We start from the raw sequence: 17794 nt of genomic DNA on the forward strand, positions 1-17794 counted from the left end.
GCGTACCCGACCGCGCCCGAGCGCTCATCCCCTCGTCGACAAAGCCTCGCCTCGCGTTCATCGGCATCGATAAAACTCCCCGGTACTTCCAGCGTCACCGAACGCGGATCATCCGGAGGTCCCCCATGGATCGTCGTACCGTTCTGCGCGCCACCGTCGCCGGTGGTGCCGCCGCCTTCTCCGGCAGCCTGTGGGCGGGTGCCGCCGTGGCCGCACCCGCCCAGCCCGGCCCCAGCCCGTACGGTTCGCTCCGGAGCGCCGACGCCAACGGCATCCAGTTGCCCACCGGATTCACCAGCCGGGTGATCGCCCGGTCCCGCCGGACCGTCTCCGGGACGTCGTACACCTGGCACGACGCCCCCGACGGCGGGGCCTGCTTCGTCGCCGGCACGGGCTGGATCTACGTCTCGAACTCCGAGATCACCCCGGGCGGCGGTGCCTCGGCGGTCCGCTTCAACGCCGATGGCAGCATCGCCTCGGCGTACCGGATCCTCTCGAACACCAACCAGAACTGCGCCGGAGGAGCCACGCCGTGGGGCACCTGGCTCTCCTGCGAGGAGGTCAGCCGCGGGTTCGTCTATGAGACGTACCCGCAGGGCGGCACCGCCGCGGTGCAGCGGCCGGCGATGGGACGGTTCAAGCACGAGGCCGCCGCCTGCGACCCGGACCGCCGGGTGATCTACCTGACCGAGGACGAGAGCAACGGCTGCTTCTACCGGTTCCGGCCGAACAGTTGGGGCAACCTCTCCGCCGGCACCCTGGAGGTGCTGGTCGCGGGGACCGCCACCAGCGGCCCGGTGACCTGGGCGCGGGTACCGGACCCGGACGGGTCCCCGACGGTGACCCGCAGCCAGGTCTCCGGAGCCAAGCGGTTCAACGGTGGCGAGGGCTGCTGGTACGACGACGGCACCTGCTGGTTCACCACCAAGGGCGACAACCGGGTGTGGGCGTACGACGCGGTCAACCAGCGCATCGACCTGGCGTACGACGACTCGCTGGTCTCCGGCTCCGCGCCGCTGACCGGGGTGGACAACATCACCGGCACCGGCTCGGGCGACCTCTTCGTGGCCGAGGACGGCGGCAACATGGAGATCAACATCATCACCCCGGCCGGGGTGGTCGCGCCGTTCCTGCGGATCACCGGCCAGTCCTCCTCGGAGATCTGCGGGCCGGCGTTCTCGCCGGACGGCACCCGGCTGTACTTCTCGTCGCAGCGCGGCACCTCCGGCTCCTCGTCCGGTGGCATCACCTACGAGGTGCGCGGGCCGTTCCGCTGAGCCGAGCTTCGAGGTGACCGGCCGGGCCCCTCCGTCGCCAAGAAGGGGCCCGGCCCTGCCCGAGTGCGGGAGACGGGGGCGGGGTATGAGGAGCGGCATGACTGACGAGCGAAGCGACCAGGAGCGGGTGGAGTCCCGCGCCCACCTGCTACCGGAGGAGGCGGCGGCCGGCAGCGACGACGCGCATGCCCAGGCCGGCGCGATCCTCGCCGAGTCCGACGCCCGGGAGGCCGACCAGAACGTCGCCCCCGACACGGTGCTGGAGCGGCGTACCTCGGATCAGACCGTCAACCCCGTCGAACCGCCGGACTGAGCGGTGGCGCCACGCCCGCGGCGGGAGCCTCGGTAGGTGTGCTGGCGCAGCCAGGCCAGGGGGCCGGCCAACCGCAGTTCCTCCGGGATGTTGCCCACCGGGTCGAAGGCCAGTGCGGCGTCGTCCCGCGCGCTGAGCTGATCGCCGATGGTGACCTGCCCGAACGGCCGCCACGGCCCGGCGGCGGAGGCGACGGCGAGGACCAGCCCCGGCCGGCCGGCCGCCACCGCGGTGGACAGGCCGGCCAGGTCGTGGCCCAGGTCGGGTGATTCCGGGTCGGCCAGCGCGGCCAAACAGAGCCGCCGCCGACCGGTCCGGTACGACATGATCGAGCTGTAGGTGCCGGTGAACCGGCGACGGGGCAGCGGCAGGTGTCGCAGCACCGGCGCGGCGGCGCTGGAGCTGACCAGCAGGTCGAACGGACGTCCGGCCTGGCGGTGGATCCGCACCGCCAGGCCGAGCACGTCGGGCCAGGCGTCCGGGGTGGGCGTTCCCTTGGAGAGGCGGACGATGGCCGGGTAGTGCCCGGGCCGGTCGAGCAGCCGGACCCCGGTCGGCGGACCGGACGTACCCCAGACGAGCACCTCCCCGGCGAAGGACCGGCCAGCCGGGTGCAGCATCCGGCCCCGGCGGAGACGGGCCAGGGCCCGTGCCGCTCGTTCGGTGATGACGGCAGGCTGTGGCCAGGGAGTCGTCGGCATGCCTTCCGCATACCCAGGGCCGTACCGTCGATGCCGCCTTCCGGTACTGCCGCGTCACGGGCCGCCGTCGCGTCTGTCAGCGACCCGTCGGCACGGCTCGCCGGTGGGCGTCCCGGGGCCTGCCGGGGCGAAAGATCGGATAGCGTCGGTGCCATGCCCGACAGCGGTTACCCCTGGCCGATCTCGACGACCCGACTGGACAATGGCCTGCGCGTGGTGGTCAGCGAGGACCGCACCGCCCCGGCGGTCGCGGTCAACCTCTGGTACGACGTGGGTTCCCGGCACGAGCCGGTCGGACAGACCGGCTTCGCCCATCTCTTCGAGCACCTGATGTTCGAGGGCTCGACGCACGTCGCGAAGACCGAGCACATGAAGCTGGTCCAGGGGGCCGGTGGCTCGCTGAACGCCACCACCAACCCGGACCGCACCAACTACTTCGAGACGGTCCCGGCGGAGCACCTTGAGCTGGCGCTCTGGCTGGAGGCCGACCGGATGGGCGGGCTGGTGCCGGCGTTGACCCAGGAGACGCTCGACAACCAGCGGGACGTGGTCAAGAACGAACGCCGGCAGCGCTACGAGAACGTGCCCTACGGTGACGCCTGGCTCCGGCTGCTGCCGCTGCTCTATCCGCCGGGTCACCCGTACCATCACGCCACCATCGGGTCGATGGCCGATCTGAACGCCGCCGACCTGGCCACGTTCCAGGCGTTCCACCAGACCTACTACGCGCCGAACAACGCCGTGCTCACCGTGGTCGGCGACACCACCGTCGACGAGGTCGTCACCCTGGCCGAGAAGTACTTCGGCGGCATCCCGCCCCGGCCGGAGATCCCCCCGGCGCCCGACGGTCGCGTCGTGCCGGCCACCGGAGTGCCCGCCGAGGAGACGGTGGTCACCGAGGTTCCGGCACCCCGCGTGTACGTGGCGCATCGCACCCACCCGTTCGGCAGCCCCGGTTACGACGTGGTGACCGTGCTGGCCACCGTGCTCGGCAGCGGTCGGGGCAGTCGGCTCTACCAGCGGCTCGCCGACGGTGAACGGATCGCCCAGCCCGATCTGGTCGGGGCGTACGGGGTGGATCTGGCGCACGCACCGGCACCGCTGATCGCCACCGCCACCGCCCGCCCGGGCGTGAGTGGCGAGCGGTTGGCCGCCGGGCTCGCCGAGGTGGTCGACGAACTGGCGAGCGTGCCGGTCACCGCCGCCGAACTGGACCGCGCGAAGGCGTTGCTGACCACCGCCTGGTGGCGGCAGATGTCCACCGTGGACGGCCGGGCGGACGCGCTGAGCCGGTACGCCACCCAGTTCGGTGATCCGGCGACGGTGGCCGAACGGTTACCGGCCTGGCTCGCGGTGACCGCCGAGGAGATCGCCGAGGTGGCGGCCGACACGCTCGCCGCCGACAACCGGGCGACCCTGACCTACCTTCCCGAGGAGAAGCTGTGAGCGCGAGCAGTGAGCGGCCCTCAGTGACCCTGATCGCTGACCGGCCCGGCCCGGGTGCGGCCCGCCCGTACCGTTTTCCCCAGGTGATCCGCCGCTCCGTCGCTGGTGGCAAGGTCGTCGCCGCGCACCTGCCGGGTCAGAACCTCGCCGTGGCGATGCTGCTGCTGGACGCCGGCGCCGGCCGTGAACCGGTGGGCCGCGAGGGGCTGGGCGGGGTGTTGGCCAAGGCGCTGGAGGAGGGCACCACCCAACGCGACGCCACCGCGTACGCGCTGGCCATCGAGGCGCTCGGCACCGAGTTGGTGACCGGGCTGGACTGGGACACCTTCCAGGCGAGCGTGCAGGTGCCGGTGGGCCGGCTGGGCGCGGCGGTGGAACTGCTCGCCGAGGCGGTGCGCACCCCGAGGCTCGACTCGGACGACGTCCGGCGGGTCCGCGACGACGAGGTGACCGCACTGCGGATGGACTGGGCCAACCCGGGGCCGCGAGCCGACGCGGCGTTGCGCGCCGACCTGTTCGGCGCCGGCAACCGCTGGGGCCGTCCGATGTACGGCGACCCCGACTCGGTGGCCGGTCTGGACGTGGAGGACGTCACCGTCTTCCACTCGGAGTGGTTCATCCGTCCGGGCACCCTCGTCGTCGCCGGCGACCTGGACCGGCTCGACCTGGACGCCCTCGCCGCCACGGCGTTCACCGGGACCGGCGGCGGGCCGGTGGACCGGGGCGCACCGATCGACGTGCCGGTGCGCGCCGAGCGGCGGATCATCCTCGTCGACCGGCCCGGATCGGTGCAGTCCACGCTGCGGCTCGGTCACCCCGGACCGCACCGGGCGCACCCGGACCATGTGCCGATCTCGCTCGCCGGCACGGTGCTCGGCGGGGCGTTCACCTCCCGGCTGAACCATCTGATCCGGGAGGTTCGCGGTTACACGTACGGCATCCGGGGCGACTTCGCCTCCTCCCGCCGGTTCGGCCGGTTCGCGGTCAGTTCGGGGGTGCAGACCGCCGTCACCGCACCGGCGCTGGTCGAGGCGGTCGGCGAGATCGCGCGTACCCGGGCCGGTGGGGTGACCGAGGACGAGTTGGCGGTGGCAAGGTCCTGGCGGGCGGGCCAGCTCTCGGTCGAGTTGCAGAGCCCACGGGCCATCGCCGGTGCGTTGAGCACGCTTGTGGTGCACGACCTGCCGGACGACTACCACGCCCGGCTGCGCGAGGAGTTGCTCGGTGCTCAGGTGGCCCAGGTCTCGGCGGCCGCCGCCACCCACCTGCGCCCGGAGTCGCTGACCCTGGTGGTGGAGGGAGACGCCGCGGTGATCAGGGACGAGCTGGTGGCCACCGGTCTCGGTGAGCTGATCGACCACCCGTCGGCGAGCTGACCGCCGCTGGCCTGATCGGCCCCGCCGGCCGGGAGTGTGACGTCGGTCGCGGCGAAGGTGGGCCGGGCTGAGATGCTGCGGTCGGCGACGGTGGCGCGGCGGTGTTCTTCCGGCCGAACCGGCCGGCGAGGGGCGACTGTCCCGGACCGGACCGGCTCGGCTCTGCCGGTGGGATCCCCGGCGGTGGGAAAGCGTTCCCGGTCCGGGCACCGGGCTGGGTAGCCTCGCGGGCATGAGGATCGGCATTGTGGGAGCCACCGGCCAGGTCGGTGGCGTGATGCGGCAGGTGCTGGCGGAGCGGAACTTCCCGGCGGACCAGGTGCGGCTGTTCGCCTCGGCGCGCTCGGCCGGGCGTACGCTCCCGTGGCGCGGCGAGGAGATCACGGTCGAGGACGCAGCCAGCGCGGACTACTCCGGGCTGGACATCGTGCTCTTCTCGGCCGGCAAGGGCTCCGCGAAGGAGTTGGCGCCACGGGTCGCCGCCGCGGGTGCGGTCGTCATCGACAACTCCTCGGCGTTCCGGATGGATCCGCAGGTGCCGTTGGTGGTGGCCGAGGTCAACCCGCATGCCGCCGCCGTCCGACCCAAGGGCATCATCGCCAACCCGAACTGCACCACGATGGCCGCCATGCCGGTGCTGCGTCCGCTGCACGCCGAGGCGGAGCTGGTCGCCCTGGTCGTCTCCACCTACCAGGCGGTCTCCGGTGCCGGCCTGGCCGGCGTCGCCGAGCTGGACGAGCAGGTCCGCAAGGTCGCCGAGACCGCCTCCGGGCTAGCCTTCGACGGCGGCGCGGTGGACTTTCCCGCCCCCCGTTCGTTCGCCCAGCCGATCGCCTTCAACGTGCTGCCGCTGGCCGGCTCGATCGTCGACGACGGGTCGGCCGAGACCGACGAGGAGCAGAAGCTTCGCAACGAGAGTCGCAAGATCCTGGAGATCCCCGACCTGAAGGTCTCCGGCACCTGCGTACGGGTGCCGGTCTTCACCGGTCACTCGCTCCAGATCAACGCCCGGTTCGCCCGGCCGATCAGCCCGCAGCGGGCGTACGAGCTGCTCACCGACGCGCCCGGCGTCGCGCTCTCCGACGTGCCGACGCCGTTGCAGGCGGCCGGGCAGGATCCGACGTTCGTGGGCCGGATCCGCGCCGACGAGACCGTCGAGCACGGCCTGGCGCTGTTCTGCTCGAACGACAACCTGCGCAAGGGTGCGGCGCTCAACGCCGTGCAGCTCGCCGAGCTGGTCGCCGCCGAGGGCTGAGCACCGACACCGGACGACGACTTCCACGGGGCCACGGTGGCCGACCGCCGACCGCCGACCGCCGACCGCCGACCGCCGACCGCCGACCGCCCCGGCTGGGCGTGGAGCGCCTGGGTGGCGACCGGCCACGTTACTGACTGTGGCGGTCGGGTAGACCCCTGGTTGCCCGACACCCAGAGGGAGGTGCCATGACAACTGTCGGAGAGTTCATGACGACCCGGTTGGTGACCATGGACGGCAACGCCACGCTCGTCGCGGCGGCCCAGGAGATGCGCGACTCCGCGATCGGTGACGTGGTGGTGACCGACGGGGACAACGTGGTCGGCATCGTCACGGACCGGGACATCACGGTCCGAGGTGTGGCGGAGAGCATGGACCCGGACACCACCCGGCTGAACCAGATCACCACCAAGGACGTGGTGACGGTGAGTCAGTACGACGATGCCGTCGCCGCCGCCGACCTGATGCGGACGTACGCCGTGCGGCGGTTGCCCGTGGTGGAGGACGGCCGGCTGATCGGCCTGGTGTCCATGGGTGATCTGGCGGTCGAGCGGGAGCCCCAGTCGGTGCTGGCCGACATCAGCGCGGACGATCCCAACAACTGATCGCCTCCGCAGAGGCGAAGCCGGTTCCCGAGCCATCGGGAGCCGGCTTCGTGCTGTGTGGTGCCGCCGTCCGGAACACCGGCGCCTGCGACCGTCCCACCCGGCCCGCCTCCCACCCCGAGGGCTCACCCGAAGCGGGTGAGGTTGAGCCACCGGGCGTCGGGGACCCCTCCTGCGGGACCTGAGCGACCGGGAGGAGGGGCCCGATGGCGGACGCGACCACGCGGTTTTTCGAGGACCTCGACCAGCAGGGATACGAACCTCTGCTGGCGAAGACCTCCGGAGCCCTGCGCTTCGACCTGCACGAGGGGCCGCAGACCACGCACTGGCTGATGCGGATCGATCGAGGGAACATCCAGGTGAGCCGGCAGGACATGGAGGCCGACACGGTGGTCGGCACCAGCCCCGCGCTCTTCGAGGAACTGGTCACCGGCCGCGAGAACGGACTGGCGGCGCTGCTCCGGGGGGACATGACCGTCACCGGTGACGCCCGCCTGGTGGTGCAGGTCGAACGGATCTTTCCCGGGTCGCCGTACGCCAGGGGACCGCAGCGCTACCGGAAGGGGGTGCAGTGATGGCGCCCAGCCACACCGTACGGATTCTCGACGGCAACAACTTCGTCGTCAGCGAGGCCACCGGGGACATCGAGGCGACACCTACCGAACCGACCGGCCTGTTCTCCATCGACACCCGCTTTCTCTCCAAGTGGGTGCTCACGGTCAACGGCGAGCGGCTGAACGCCCTCTCCTACGACGACCTCCAGTACTACGAGTCGCGCTTCTTCCTGGTGCCCGGGCTGGCCACGCACTACGTCGACGCGAAACTGTCGATCATCCGGGAGCGGGCGGTCGGTGGGAGCTTCCGGGAACACATCACCATCCTCAACCACGACGAGAAGGCGGTCGACCTGGAGATCCGGATGGACGCCGGCTGCGACTTCGCCGACCTGTTCGAGGTCAAGGACGAGATCCTCAACAAGAAGGGCGAAATCTATGCCGAGGCCGAGCCGGACCGACTCCGCCTGGGCTACCGCCGCGGCAACTTCAAGCGCGAAACGATCATCTCGTCGTCCGTGCCGGCCCGGTACGACCGCAACGGCCTCGGGTACTCCATCCACCTGGAACCGAACGAGCAGTGGACCACGGACATCGACGTGCAGACGCTGGCGCTCGGCCCGGGCGGTCGGGACCTGCGCTTCGGGTTGCAGGTGCACGGCAACGAACGGCTCGCTCTGCAACACGACCTGGAGGAGTGGATCGCCAAGGCGCCGAAGGTGAACAGCGAGCACGACGAACTCGCCGCGACGTACCGCAGGTGCATCGTCGACCTGGCGGCGTTGCGCTTCTCGCCGCTGTCACTGGGTGGTCAGACCCTGCCCGCCGCCGGTCTGCCCTGGTTCATGACCATGTTCGGCCGGGACAGTATCCTGACCTGTCTGCAGACACTGCCGTTCACACCGGAGATGAGCGCCACGACGTTGCGGATCCTCGCGGCCCTGCAGGGCACCCGGTTCGACGACTTCCGGGAGGAGGATCCCGGTCGGATCCTGCACGAGATGCGGTACGGCGAGAGCGCCGCGTTCGAGGAGCAGCCACACTCGCCGTACTACGGAGCGGTCGACTCGACACCGCTGTTCGTGGTGCTGCTCGACGAGTACGAGCAGTGGAGCGGCGACGCCGCGCTGGTCAAGGAGTTGGAGCAGGAGTGCCGCCGAGCCTTCAAGTGGATCGACGACTACGCCGACCTGGTCGGCAACGGCTACATCTGGTACGAGCGGCGTAACACCGACACCGGCCTGGAGAACCAGTGCTGGAAGGACTCCTGGGACTCCATCTCCTACCGCGACGGCACACTGCCGCCGTTTCCCCGGGCCACCTGCGAGGTGCAGGGGTACGCGTACGACGCGAAGATGCGCGGCGCGCGGCTGGCCCGTGAGTTCTGGGGTGACCCGGCGTACGCCGACCAGCTGGAGCGGGAGGCCGCGGCCCTCAAGGAGCGGTTCAACCGGGACTGGTGGGTCGAGGACGGCGGCTACTACGCGCTCGCGCTCGATCCGGACGGACGGCAGTGCGACGTGCTCAGCTCCAACATCGGCCACCTGCTCTGGAGCGGGATCGTCGACGGCGACCGGGCCGAGCAGATCGCCAACCACCTGGCCGGACCGCGGCTGTTCACCGGCTGGGGAGTGCGGACCCTGGCCGAGGGCGAGGTGCGTTACAACCCCATCGGGTACCACAACGGCACGGTCTGGCCCTTCGACACCTCGTTCTGCGCCTGGGGTCTGCGCCGGTACGGCTTCGCCGAGGAGGCCGCCATGATCGCCAATGGCATCCTGGATGCCGCCCGGTACTTCGACGGACGGTTGCCCGAGGCATTCGGCGGTTACCCGCGCGAGCAGACGAAGTTCCCGGTGGAGTACCCGACGGCGTGCAGTCCGCAGGCGTGGTCGACGGGGGCCCCGCTGCTGTTGCTGCGTACGATGCTCGGCCTGGAGCCACACGAGGGGCACCTGGCGGTCGAGCCGCGACTGCCCGTCGGCATGGGCCGGATCGAGGTGCTGGACATCCCCGGCCGCTGGGGCCTGGTGGACGCCTTCGCACGTGGCCGGGTCGACCTGCACTCGCTCGCCGGGTGACCGGCGCGGCCGGGTCGCCCAACCGGGCGACGGGCGACCCGGCCGCGCCCCCGCAGGTCGGGGTGACCACCGTCCCTACCGGCGCGTAACCTACTCGGGGTAAAGTTCCGGGATGCCGGAACTCGTGTATCCGCCCGTCATCGCCGCCGCCAAGACGATGTTCCGGGTCCTCGACCTGAAGCTCACCGTCGAGGGCGACCATCACGTTCCCCGTACCGGCGGGGCGGTACTGGCCAGCAATCACGTGAGCTACCTCGATTTCATCTTCTGCGGCCTGGGCGCCCTCGAATCCCGACGTCTCGTCCGGTTCATGGCAAAGGATTCGGTGTTCCGGCACCGGGTGTCCGGGCCCCTGATGCGCGGCATGCGACACATCCCGGTGGACCGGCGTGCCGGCGCCGACTCGTACGCCGCCGCCGTGGCGGCGCTGCGCTCGGGCGAGGTGGTCGGCGTGTTTCCCGAGGCGACGATCAGCCGCTCCTTCACCGTCAAGGAACTCAAGAGCGGAGCCACCCGGATGGCCCGCGAGGCGCAGGTACCGGTGCTGCCCGTCGCGCTCTGGGGAACCCAACGGCTGTGGACGAAGGGGCGCCCACGTACGCTCACCCGCCGGCACACCCCGGTCACCATCCTGGTCGGCGAACCGATGGATCCGACCGCGTACCCGGACACCGCCACGATGACCGAGGATCTGCGTACCCGGCTGAGCGCGCTTGTCGACCGGGCTCAGCGGGAGTACCCGGACCAGCCCGCCACGCCAACGGACCGGTGGTGGCTGCCAACGCATCTCGGCGGCAGCGCGCCGACCCCGCAGGAGGCCGCCGTGCTCGACGCCGACGACCGGCGTTCCGCGACTCCCTGACCACCTCGGTTCGATCGGTCCACGGGTTACCGCTCAGGTGCCGGCGGCCTATCGCTGGCCGGACGCCGCGTCGTACGGCGGCGCGTCGGCGTACCTCGGCCGGTAGTAGTCGTCCCGGGAGTGGAACTCCACCGGCAGGGCACCGGGCAGCAGCACCCGCCCCGCGCCGCAAGGCGATGCGGTCCGGGTCAGGCGGGCCAGCGCGTCCCGCTCGGGCGGGGACAGGTCCACCAGCTCCGGCCGGACCAGCCGGAACGTGGCGACTGCGTGGCGCAGCTGCCGGGCGAGTGCGCCGATCCGGTCGTCGGGACCGACCAGGGCGAGTGCCGGCTGCCGGATCGTCCGCAGGGCGTCACAGACCACCAGCAACGTCGCCGGGTTGCCGCCGGCAGCGGGCAACAACTCCAGCCGGGACGGCCACTGCCAGCGGATCTGCCCGCTGACCAGCCCGGGCAGCCGGGCCGCCCCACGGCGACCGGCCCCCACGAGGGCGAGCTGCGTTCCGCCGCCCACATACGCCATCCGGCGGTCGGTGACGGTGACGGCTACCGGTGCGGGCAGCGCCCAGGCACGGTAGGCGTCGCTGGGACCGAGCAGGTATCCGGCCACGTCCGCCCGATGACGATCGAGCACCTGCTCGCCGCCCTCCGGCACCAGGTCGTGCCGCCGGTCCAGCACCGGGCCCGTGCCGTCGTCCGCCGCGTCGAACCGGTGCGGTGCGATGAAGAACGGGGAGACGTCATCGTGCATCGTCGGGACCTCCGGTGCGGACGGCATCTACGTACGAGCCTCGCCGAGGCGTCCGCTGCTGTCATGACGCCCGTTAGGGGGTCGGCTGATCGGTCGACGCCCGCGACCGGTAGATACCAATTTCCTCCGGTCGGACGAGTCCGTCCTCGATCGCCCGGGCGAGCAGCGCCGCCTTCGTGGCGGCCGGTCGGCCGGCCCGCGTGTATTTGATCCTCGCCCGGTCGACGTACTGCTTGACGGTGTGCTCGCTGATCCGCATCCGCCGGGCCACCGACGCCTTCGACATCGACTGGAACCACAGCAGCAGCGCCTCACGTTCCTTGTCGGACAGCACCGGCCGATCCGGCCGGGGATCGCCGACCATCGCGCCGGCCAGCGCCGGTGCGACGTACGGTCGGTCACTCGCCGCGTCGAGCACCGTCGCCACACAGTGTTCCCGCCCCTCGTGCTTGGCGAGGAACGCCACCGCCCCGGCGTCCAGCGCGGCCAGCATCGTGGCCGGATCGGAGTGTTCGGAGTAGACCACCACACGGCGTCCGGCCGAGCTCAGCTCGGCCAGCTTGTCCAGCACCAGCCGGCCGTGCAACCGCAGGTCGAGTAGGACCACATCGGCCTGCGGCGCCGCTCGCAACACCTCGTCCGGATCGTCGCCGGTAGCCAGCACGGTCAACCGGGGCTCGGTGGCCAACCAGGCGCGCACCCCGTCGATGACCACCGGGTGGTCGTCCACGATAGCCACACCGACAGGCCGCTCCGGCGTCACCGGTGCCAGCGCGTCTGCGTCCATCTGATGTTCCCGTCCCGTTCGTAGAGGTGCTCCACCTGCCCGTCGTCCTCCGCCGGATGCCCGGTGGTGTCCGGGCCCTCCCGGTCGGGTGTGACGAGACTGACCACCACCTCGTCGGGGCCGGAGACGACGGTCAACCGGGCCCAGTCCTCTGCGTCCGCGAGGCCGGCGGTGAGCGGATCCGCCAGGCTCCGGCGAATCCGCACCGGCAACGGTGGCGGTGTACCAATTGTGACCAGGTCGATCGGTAGGCCGTTGCGCTCGGCCAGATCGGCTGCGGCCCGCAGCTCGTGCAGCAGCGGATGGGGCACGTCGTCGGACTCGGCGATCAGGCGACGCAACTGGGCGGCGGCCCGTACGCAGCGGCGCTGCACCTCCGGGTCGGCCGGGTCGGCCCGCCCCCGAGCCAGCTCGGTCAGCACCTCGCTGGCGGCGCGACCGACCAGATTCAACCGCTCGCCCCGCTCGTGCCGGGCCCGCTCGGCGGCTTCCCGCTCGGCCACCGTCGCGTTCGTGGCCGCTGCCGTGGCGGCCCGCTGCCGGGACAGCGTGGCAAGCGCCGCCGCACCGGCGAAGACCGCCACCGGCAGCGACGACGTGCCGTAGAGAGCCATCGTGGCCCGGGCCAGGTCGGCGGCGCCCGTCGCGCCGTGCAGCACGACCGCGGTCAGTGCGGTGGCCGCGTGAGCGGCCAGCAGCACGAGCAGCCGGTGCACCGGTCGCCCCCAGAGCACCACCAGAAAAAACCAGGCGAGGGTGCCCCACACCCAGTTCGCCGGGCTGAACAGGTGCGGTCGGCCCACGGTGGCGAAGACCGCCACGTCGACGACCAGCAGCAGGCCGGCCAGCGGCGCCGCCGGCAGCGGTGTGTCGCGTAGCAACCGGATCCCGGCGAGCACGCCGAGCGCCGCCACGAGTAACCAGCCACCCAGCACCACCTCGGGCACGGCCAGCGTCGACCCGGCGTGAAGCACCGCGGGCAGCCCGATGGCCAGGTGCCAGACCAGCGCGATGGTGACCGCGACGATCCGGGCACCCCGATCGGAGGTGCGGGCCACCGCGGCGGCCGCCCGGACCGCACCGACCTCGTCGGACGCCGGCCCGACCCTCGGCTCCGGCACCGGAACTGGCCTGGTCCGCTGTGGCAGGAACGTGGCCGTGCCGGCCCCCCGCCCGAACCCCGTCTCGCCTGCCCCCGGGTTTCCCGTCAGCCGCTCAGCCGACATCGGACCACTCCAACCGGATCCGGGTGCCCCGGCCGGGTGCGGAGTTGACGTCGGCACGTCCGCCGATCGTCGTCATCCGGCCGTGGACCGACTCGCGCAGACCGTACCGGTGCGCCGGCACGGTGGCCGGGTCGAAACCGGGACCGTCGTCGACCACCTCGACCGTGACGGTGCCGGCGTACCGCCGCAGTCGCAGCGTCGCCCGCGCGCCGCGGGCATGATTCGCCACATTGACCAGCGCGGCGTATGCGCTCTCCGCGACGGCCTCCGCGACCGGCGCCGCCACCGTGCACGGTGGTAGGTCGGCGGCGACCGGTAGGCCGGGCAGCCGGGCGAGCACGGCCCGGAGACGCTCGTCCAGCCGGGCGGTCGCGTCGTGCGGCACCGAGCGCGCCTCCGCCAGGGCGGCGAGGGTACGCAGGTCGGCGGCACACCGCTCGCGTAGCGCGGTGGAGGGCCCGCCCACCGCGCCCTGCCCGACCATGGTGAGCGTCGCCAGCACGGTGTCGTGCAGGTCGCGGTTCTGCCGTCGTTCCGCCTCGCGCGCGATCCGGGCGACCATGGCGTCCCGGGCGGCCCGCTGGGCGGCGACGAAGGCGGTGTCCGCCCGGGCGATGCGTCGGCGCATCACCGCGGTCATCATCGCCGTGCAGGCGGTCTGGGCCAGCAGGGTGGCCGCGTGGGCCCTGGCCTCGGTCGAGTTCCCGGCCGTGTGCGCACCCGTCGCGTACGCGGCGGTCACCAGCAGCCCGGCCGGAATCGACAAGCGGGCCGGGGCGGTCGCCTGGGCGTTGATCACGGTGGTGCTGGCCAGTACGGCGATCCAACTGGCCTCACCGGGCAGCACCTCGGGTGCGACCAGGACCGGAATCGCCAGGCACGCGGCGCTGGTAAGCGCCACGTCGCCGGCGACGAGTGGCGCGCGGACGCCGTCGCGCCAGGCGTGCAGCGCGTACCAGAGCGACCAGCCGGTCAGCACCGCCACGGTCGGCAGCAGCAGTTCCGGACGTACCGGCGGGGTACGCACGGCGAGCGCCACCACGAGGCAGAACAGGCCGCAGGAGAGCCGCAGCAGCGCCGGCAGCCGGGTGAAGATGAACGCGAACGCGCCGGCGGCCGGACGGTCCACCAGGGCAGGTGACGTGATCGGGCTGGGCAGGGCCGGCATCGGGAAGGCGTCCTTTGCGACAAACGACCCGATCCGGGTCCGCGCTGCGGAGATCGACGCCGGAGAATAACACACGGCAGCGGTGCTGATGACCGTGGGTGACGTCGAAATCGACCCTCAGTCGTCCATTCGTCACGCTCAGCCAGTGACGTCCTCGCGTAGCCCGACGCAGTCCTGCTGCCAGAAGGTGGCCGAGTAGACGAAGGTTCCGGTCATCCAGGGCTCATACCCGGAGAGCCTGGCCACCTGGAAGGCGGGTGCCGGAATGCGCAGCGACGGCCGGCGAAAGCCCAGATCACCGGCGGCGACGAAGCCGAAGCGGGCGTAGTACCCGGGGTTGCCCTCCAGGAAGACCGCCGGCACGCCGCGCTCGTCCAGGAGGCGCAGCCCGTGTCTGATCAGAGCGCCCCCGATACCGCGTCGCTGCCGGCCCGGCGTGACCGCGAGCGGGCTGAGCACCTGCACCGGTACGAGTCGACGCGGAGCGTCGAGGAGGCTGTGGGTGAACAGCACATGCCCCACGACCTCGCCGTCCTCCTCCGCGACCAGGCTGAGGGCCTCCGGGTCGTCGTCCCGCAGGGCCCGCACGAGAGCCGCCACCACTTCTCCGTGGTCACCGAAGGCCAGCCGGTGCAACTCGTGCACGGCATCCCGATCGGCTACCAGTTCGTCGCGCAGCTGCATGCCGGTGACCATACGGTCGGCGGCGCGGCCCGGACCACTGATATCCGGTGGTGCGGTGACAGCCGGCGTCAGGTCAGCGCGGGGGGCTCGGGCGGGTCGAGCCGGAACGTCGGGTGGTCGGCCGGGTCTGGCAGGTCGGCAACCCGGGTCAACTCGGGCGCGGTGGAACTCCGCCGAGGATCGGGTACGGCGGGCGTGTGTCCGAGCGAGTTCGAAACGACGTGCTAATTTACCGATATAGATATTTTAGGGGGTGGCATGAAGATCCGACTCGCGGTCGGGGCCGTACTCACCGCCGGTCTGGTCGCCGGCAGTGTCGGCGTCGCCGGCCTGGCCGGCGCGGTCCCGAACGCCGAACGTCCGTCCGGTGCCGGCAACGACGCGCCGCCCGCGCTGCTCGCCGTCGGCGACTTCGACTTCTCCCGACCCGAGACGGTCGCCACCGGTCTCCAGGTGCCGTGGGGGATGGACTTCCTGCCCGACGGCAGCGCCCTGGTCGCCCAGCGACCCACCGGGCAGGTGGTGCGGGTCCGGCCCGGCCAGTCGCCGGAGCCCGTGGTCACCGTCTCCGGCGTGACTCCGGTCAGCGAGGGCGGCCTACTCGGCCTGGCCGTATCGCCAACCTACGCCCAGGACGGCTGGATCTACGTCTACTTCACCACCGCGACCGACAACCGGATCGCCCGGTTCCGGCTCACCGCACCGCAGACCCAGCAGCCGATCCTCACCGGGCTGAACCGTGCGGCCATCCACAACGGCGGCCGGATAGCGTTCGGACCGGACGGGATGCTCTATGTCGGCGTCGGCGACGCCGGACAGACCGCCTCGGCACAGGACCCGCAGAGCCGCAACGGAAAAATCCTGCGCATCCGGCCCGACGGCACCGTTCCGTCGGACAACCCGATCGCCGGGTCACCGGTCTACAGCCTCGGTCACCGTCACGTGCAGGGGCTGGCCTGGGACGCCCAGGGCCGGCTTTATGCCACCGAGTTCGGTCAGAACACCTGGGACGAGATCAACCTGATCGTCGGCGGCGGCAACTACGGTTGGCCCACCGTGGAGGGACGGGCCAACGATCCACGCTTCCGGGATCCGCTGCTCACCTGGACCCCGGCGGAGGCGTCACCGAGCGGTGCGACAATCGCCGGGAACCGGCTCTTCGTGGCCAGCCTGCGCGGCAACCGGCTGTGGAACGTGCCGTTGAACGGGTCCGGAGGCGTCGATACCCCCACCGCCGAGCTGGCCGGCAGCTACGGTCGCCTGCGCACCGTCGAGTACGGCCCGGACGGCTGGCTCTGGGTCACCACAAGCAACCGGGACGGCCGAGGCACCCCGGCCGCCACCGACGACCGCATCCTCCGCTTCCCGCCCCGTGACGCCACCACGCCCCCTCCCACGACACCCCCTCCGACCACACCCCCGCCCACCACGCCACCCCCCACGACGCCGCCTCCCACCACGCCGCCGCCGACCACCGGGCCGGCCGCCTGCACGGTGAGTTGGACGGCCAACCAGTGGAACACCGGCTTCACCGCGGACGTACGTGTCACCAACCGAGGTGCCGCCCTGACCGGCTGGACCATGACCTGGTCGTTCAGCGGCAACCAGCAGATCACCAACGCGTGGAACGCGCAGGTCACGCAGTCCGGGAGGAACGTGACCGCACGCAACGCCGCCTGGAACGGCAGCCTGCCGACCAACGGCACGGTGAGCTTCGGCTTCCAGGCCACGTACTCCGGCGCCAACGACCGCCCGACCGACTTCCAGCTCAACGGCACCCCCTGCCAGCCGAGCTGACCACCGGGATCGGGGTGTCAGGTCGAGTCAATCCTGGACAGTTTCCGTTCTTCGCTGACTGTCAGCGCTGACGGGAACTGTCCAAGATTGACGGTGACGTTGGCCGGCGGCGCGGATGCCCCTCCCCGTCCGGTCCGCACAACCGAGGTACGCGAGGATGGGGGCATGCTGCGATCACCTCGCGCGCTCCTGCTGGACTTCGGCGGTGTCCTGGCCGACGCTCCGCGACAGCCACCGGCGCCACCGGAGCTGGTGACTCGGCTGTTCGACCTGGTCGGCGGTGCGGTGTCGGCCGAGCAGATCGCCGCCGACCTGACCGAGGGCGGCCGGGCCTACGCGCTGTGGCGCGACGACGTCGGCCGCTCGGATGATCCGATCGAGCTGTCGCACGCGCAGGTGTGGGCGAACTTCGTGACCCGTACCTGGCCCGAACCGGCCCGCACGGCGGTCGAGGAAGCGGCGACCCCGCTGGCGTACGCGTGGGCGTGGCGACCGGAGTGGCAGGTCCGCCCGGGGATTCCGGAGGCGCTGCGGGCCGCGGCCGAGGCGGGTCTGCCGATGGCGGTGGTCAGCAACGCGCTCTGCGGCGCGGCGCATCGGGACTTCCTCGCCGCTGCCGGGCTGTCCGACCTGTTCGTGGCCGAGTTCTACAGCGACGAGGCCGGGCTCCGCAAGCCCAACCCCCGCCTGGCCTGGTTGGCGGCGGACGCCGTCGGCGTACCGATCGGCGACTGCTGGTTCGTCGGCGACAGCATGCACCGCGACGTGGCCTGTGCTCGTCGGGCTGGTGCCGGTGCCGCGATCCTGATGCGCTCACCGCGCACCGACCGCGAGCCGTCCCACCCCGACCTGCGACCGGACGCCCGCACCGAGGACGGCCACGGCCTACTCGCGCTCCTGCACTGACGCAGT

General features: G+C 71.8%; 17 protein-coding genes. 11 read left to right on the plus strand and 6 right to left on the minus strand.

The window, feature by feature from the left end; genetic code table 11:
• Positions 1–125: 125 nt before the first annotated feature.
• Both AB0J93_RS24330 and AB0J93_RS24335 read left to right on the plus strand, forming a co-directional pair.
• Positions 126–1277 carry an alkaline phosphatase PhoX gene (locus AB0J93_RS24330; RefSeq protein WP_363924629.1) on the plus strand — a complete coding sequence of 384 codons (1152 nt, stop codon included), beginning with the start codon at positions 126–128 and terminating at the stop codon, positions 1275–1277.
• Positions 1278–1374: 97 nt separating this feature from the next.
• Complete coding sequence (locus AB0J93_RS24335; protein ID WP_363924630.1) at positions 1375–1590, plus strand: hypothetical protein; 216 nt, start codon at positions 1375–1377, stop codon at positions 1588–1590.
• Here AB0J93_RS24335 and AB0J93_RS24340 read toward each other — a convergent pair.
• Positions 1557–2291, minus strand: a complete 735-nt coding sequence (locus tag AB0J93_RS24340) for a phosphodiesterase (protein WP_363924631.1) — start codon at positions 2289–2291, stop codon at positions 1557–1559. The genes AB0J93_RS24335 and AB0J93_RS24340 overlap by 34 nt on opposite strands.
• Positions 2292–2444: 153 nt before the next feature.
• Between AB0J93_RS24340 and AB0J93_RS24345 the strand changes: the two genes are divergently transcribed.
• The 7 genes from AB0J93_RS24345 (at position 2445) to AB0J93_RS24375 (ending at position 10470) form a co-directional block, all read left to right on the plus strand.
• Positions 2445–3737: a pitrilysin family protein gene (locus tag AB0J93_RS24345; protein WP_363924632.1), complete on the plus strand. Its 1293-nt coding sequence runs from the start codon at positions 2445–2447 to the stop codon at positions 3735–3737.
• A gap of 23 nt (positions 3738–3760) precedes the next feature.
• The gene (locus tag AB0J93_RS24350; RefSeq protein ID WP_363924672.1) at positions 3761–5113 is read left to right on the plus strand and encodes a pitrilysin family protein; all 1353 of its coding nucleotides are present in this window, start codon (positions 3761–3763) and stop codon (positions 5111–5113) included.
• A 232-nt stretch (positions 5114–5345) separates the two neighbouring features.
• The gene (locus tag AB0J93_RS24355) at positions 5346–6368 is read left to right on the plus strand and encodes an aspartate-semialdehyde dehydrogenase (RefSeq protein WP_363924633.1); all 1023 of its coding nucleotides are present in this window, start codon (positions 5346–5348) and stop codon (positions 6366–6368) included.
• A gap of 188 nt (positions 6369–6556) precedes the next feature.
• Positions 6557–6973 (plus strand): CBS domain-containing protein, encoded by a 417-nt coding sequence (locus AB0J93_RS24360; protein WP_093410484.1) that lies wholly within the window; start codon positions 6557–6559, stop codon positions 6971–6973.
• Positions 6974–7179: 206 nt separating this feature from the next.
• Positions 7180–7548, plus strand: coding sequence for an SCP2 sterol-binding domain-containing protein (locus AB0J93_RS24365; protein WP_363924634.1), 369 nt, complete (start codon positions 7180–7182; stop codon positions 7546–7548).
• Complete coding sequence (locus AB0J93_RS24370; RefSeq protein WP_363924635.1) at positions 7548–9608, plus strand: glycogen debranching N-terminal domain-containing protein; 2061 nt, start codon at positions 7548–7550, stop codon at positions 9606–9608. The genes AB0J93_RS24365 and AB0J93_RS24370 overlap by 1 nt, the downstream gene beginning before the upstream one ends.
• A gap of 112 nt (positions 9609–9720) precedes the next feature.
• Positions 9721–10470 carry a lysophospholipid acyltransferase family protein gene (locus AB0J93_RS24375; RefSeq protein ID WP_363924636.1) on the plus strand — a complete coding sequence of 250 codons (750 nt, stop codon included), beginning with the start codon at positions 9721–9723 and terminating at the stop codon, positions 10468–10470.
• A gap of 48 nt (positions 10471–10518) precedes the next feature.
• Here the strand turns inward: AB0J93_RS24375 and AB0J93_RS24380 are convergent, their stop codons facing one another.
• The 5 genes from AB0J93_RS24380 to AB0J93_RS24400 form a co-directional block, all read right to left on the minus strand.
• On the minus strand, positions 10519–11220 hold the full coding sequence (locus tag AB0J93_RS24380) for a hypothetical protein (protein ID WP_363924637.1): 702 nt from the start codon (positions 11218–11220) through the stop codon (positions 10519–10521).
• A 73-nt stretch (positions 11221–11293) separates the two neighbouring features.
• On the minus strand, positions 11294–12007 hold the full coding sequence (locus AB0J93_RS24385) for a response regulator transcription factor (RefSeq protein ID WP_363924638.1): 714 nt from the start codon (positions 12005–12007) through the stop codon (positions 11294–11296).
• A complete protein-coding gene (locus AB0J93_RS24390; RefSeq protein WP_363924639.1) occupies positions 11980–13128 on the minus strand; it encodes a hypothetical protein in 1149 nt (382 codons plus the stop codon). Before AB0J93_RS24390 ends, AB0J93_RS24385 begins: the two co-directional genes overlap by 28 nt.
• Before the next feature lie 94 nt (positions 13129–13222).
• A complete protein-coding gene (locus AB0J93_RS24395) occupies positions 13223–14401 on the minus strand; it encodes an ATP-binding protein (RefSeq protein ID WP_363924640.1) in 1179 nt (392 codons plus the stop codon).
• A gap of 138 nt (positions 14402–14539) precedes the next feature.
• Positions 14540–15085 (minus strand): N-acetyltransferase, encoded by a 546-nt coding sequence (locus tag AB0J93_RS24400; protein ID WP_363924641.1) that lies wholly within the window; start codon positions 15083–15085, stop codon positions 14540–14542.
• A 258-nt stretch (positions 15086–15343) separates the two neighbouring features.
• Between AB0J93_RS24400 and AB0J93_RS24405 the strand changes: the two genes are divergently transcribed.
• Entirely contained in the window at positions 15344–16882 is a 1539-nt protein-coding gene (locus tag AB0J93_RS24405) for a PQQ-dependent sugar dehydrogenase (RefSeq protein WP_363924642.1), read from the plus strand.
• A 165-nt stretch (positions 16883–17047) separates the two neighbouring features.
• Complete coding sequence (locus AB0J93_RS24410) at positions 17048–17788, plus strand: HAD family hydrolase (RefSeq protein ID WP_363924643.1); 741 nt, start codon at positions 17048–17050, stop codon at positions 17786–17788.
• Positions 17789–17794 lie beyond the last annotated feature (6 nt).

The sequence above is a fragment of the Micromonospora sp. NPDC049374 genome (assembly GCF_040677165.1).
In the GTDB taxonomy this organism is placed as follows: Bacteria; Actinomycetota; Actinomycetes; order Mycobacteriales; family Micromonosporaceae; genus Micromonospora.

Coding starts and splice junctions, on each gene's coding strand:
- AB0J93_RS24330 (WP_363924629.1), top strand. CDS start 126: ATGGATCGTCGTACCGTTCTGCGCGCCACCGTCGCCGGTGGTGCCGCC.
- AB0J93_RS24335 (WP_363924630.1), top strand. CDS start 1,375: ATGACTGACGAGCGAAGCGACCAGGAGCGGGTGGAGTCCCGCGCCCAC.
- AB0J93_RS24340 (WP_363924631.1), bottom strand. CDS start 2,291: ATGCCGACGACTCCCTGGCCACAGCCTGCCGTCATCACCGAACGAGCG.
- AB0J93_RS24345 (WP_363924632.1), top strand. CDS start 2,445: ATGCCCGACAGCGGTTACCCCTGGCCGATCTCGACGACCCGACTGGAC.
- AB0J93_RS24355 (WP_363924633.1), top strand. CDS start 5,346: ATGAGGATCGGCATTGTGGGAGCCACCGGCCAGGTCGGTGGCGTGATG.
- AB0J93_RS24360 (WP_093410484.1), top strand. CDS start 6,557: ATGACAACTGTCGGAGAGTTCATGACGACCCGGTTGGTGACCATGGAC.
- AB0J93_RS24365 (WP_363924634.1), top strand. CDS start 7,180: ATGGCGGACGCGACCACGCGGTTTTTCGAGGACCTCGACCAGCAGGGA.
- AB0J93_RS24370 (WP_363924635.1), top strand. CDS start 7,548: ATGGCGCCCAGCCACACCGTACGGATTCTCGACGGCAACAACTTCGTC.
- AB0J93_RS24375 (WP_363924636.1), top strand. CDS start 9,721: ATGCCGGAACTCGTGTATCCGCCCGTCATCGCCGCCGCCAAGACGATG.
- AB0J93_RS24380 (WP_363924637.1), bottom strand. CDS start 11,220: ATGCACGATGACGTCTCCCCGTTCTTCATCGCACCGCACCGGTTCGAC.
- AB0J93_RS24385 (WP_363924638.1), bottom strand. CDS start 12,007: ATGGACGCAGACGCGCTGGCACCGGTGACGCCGGAGCGGCCTGTCGGT.
- AB0J93_RS24395 (WP_363924640.1), bottom strand. CDS start 14,401: ATGCCGGCCCTGCCCAGCCCGATCACGTCACCTGCCCTGGTGGACCGT.
- AB0J93_RS24400 (WP_363924641.1), bottom strand. CDS start 15,085: ATGCAGCTGCGCGACGAACTGGTAGCCGATCGGGATGCCGTGCACGAG.
- AB0J93_RS24405 (WP_363924642.1), top strand. CDS start 15,344: ATGAAGATCCGACTCGCGGTCGGGGCCGTACTCACCGCCGGTCTGGTC.
- AB0J93_RS24410 (WP_363924643.1), top strand. CDS start 17,048: ATGCTGCGATCACCTCGCGCGCTCCTGCTGGACTTCGGCGGTGTCCTG.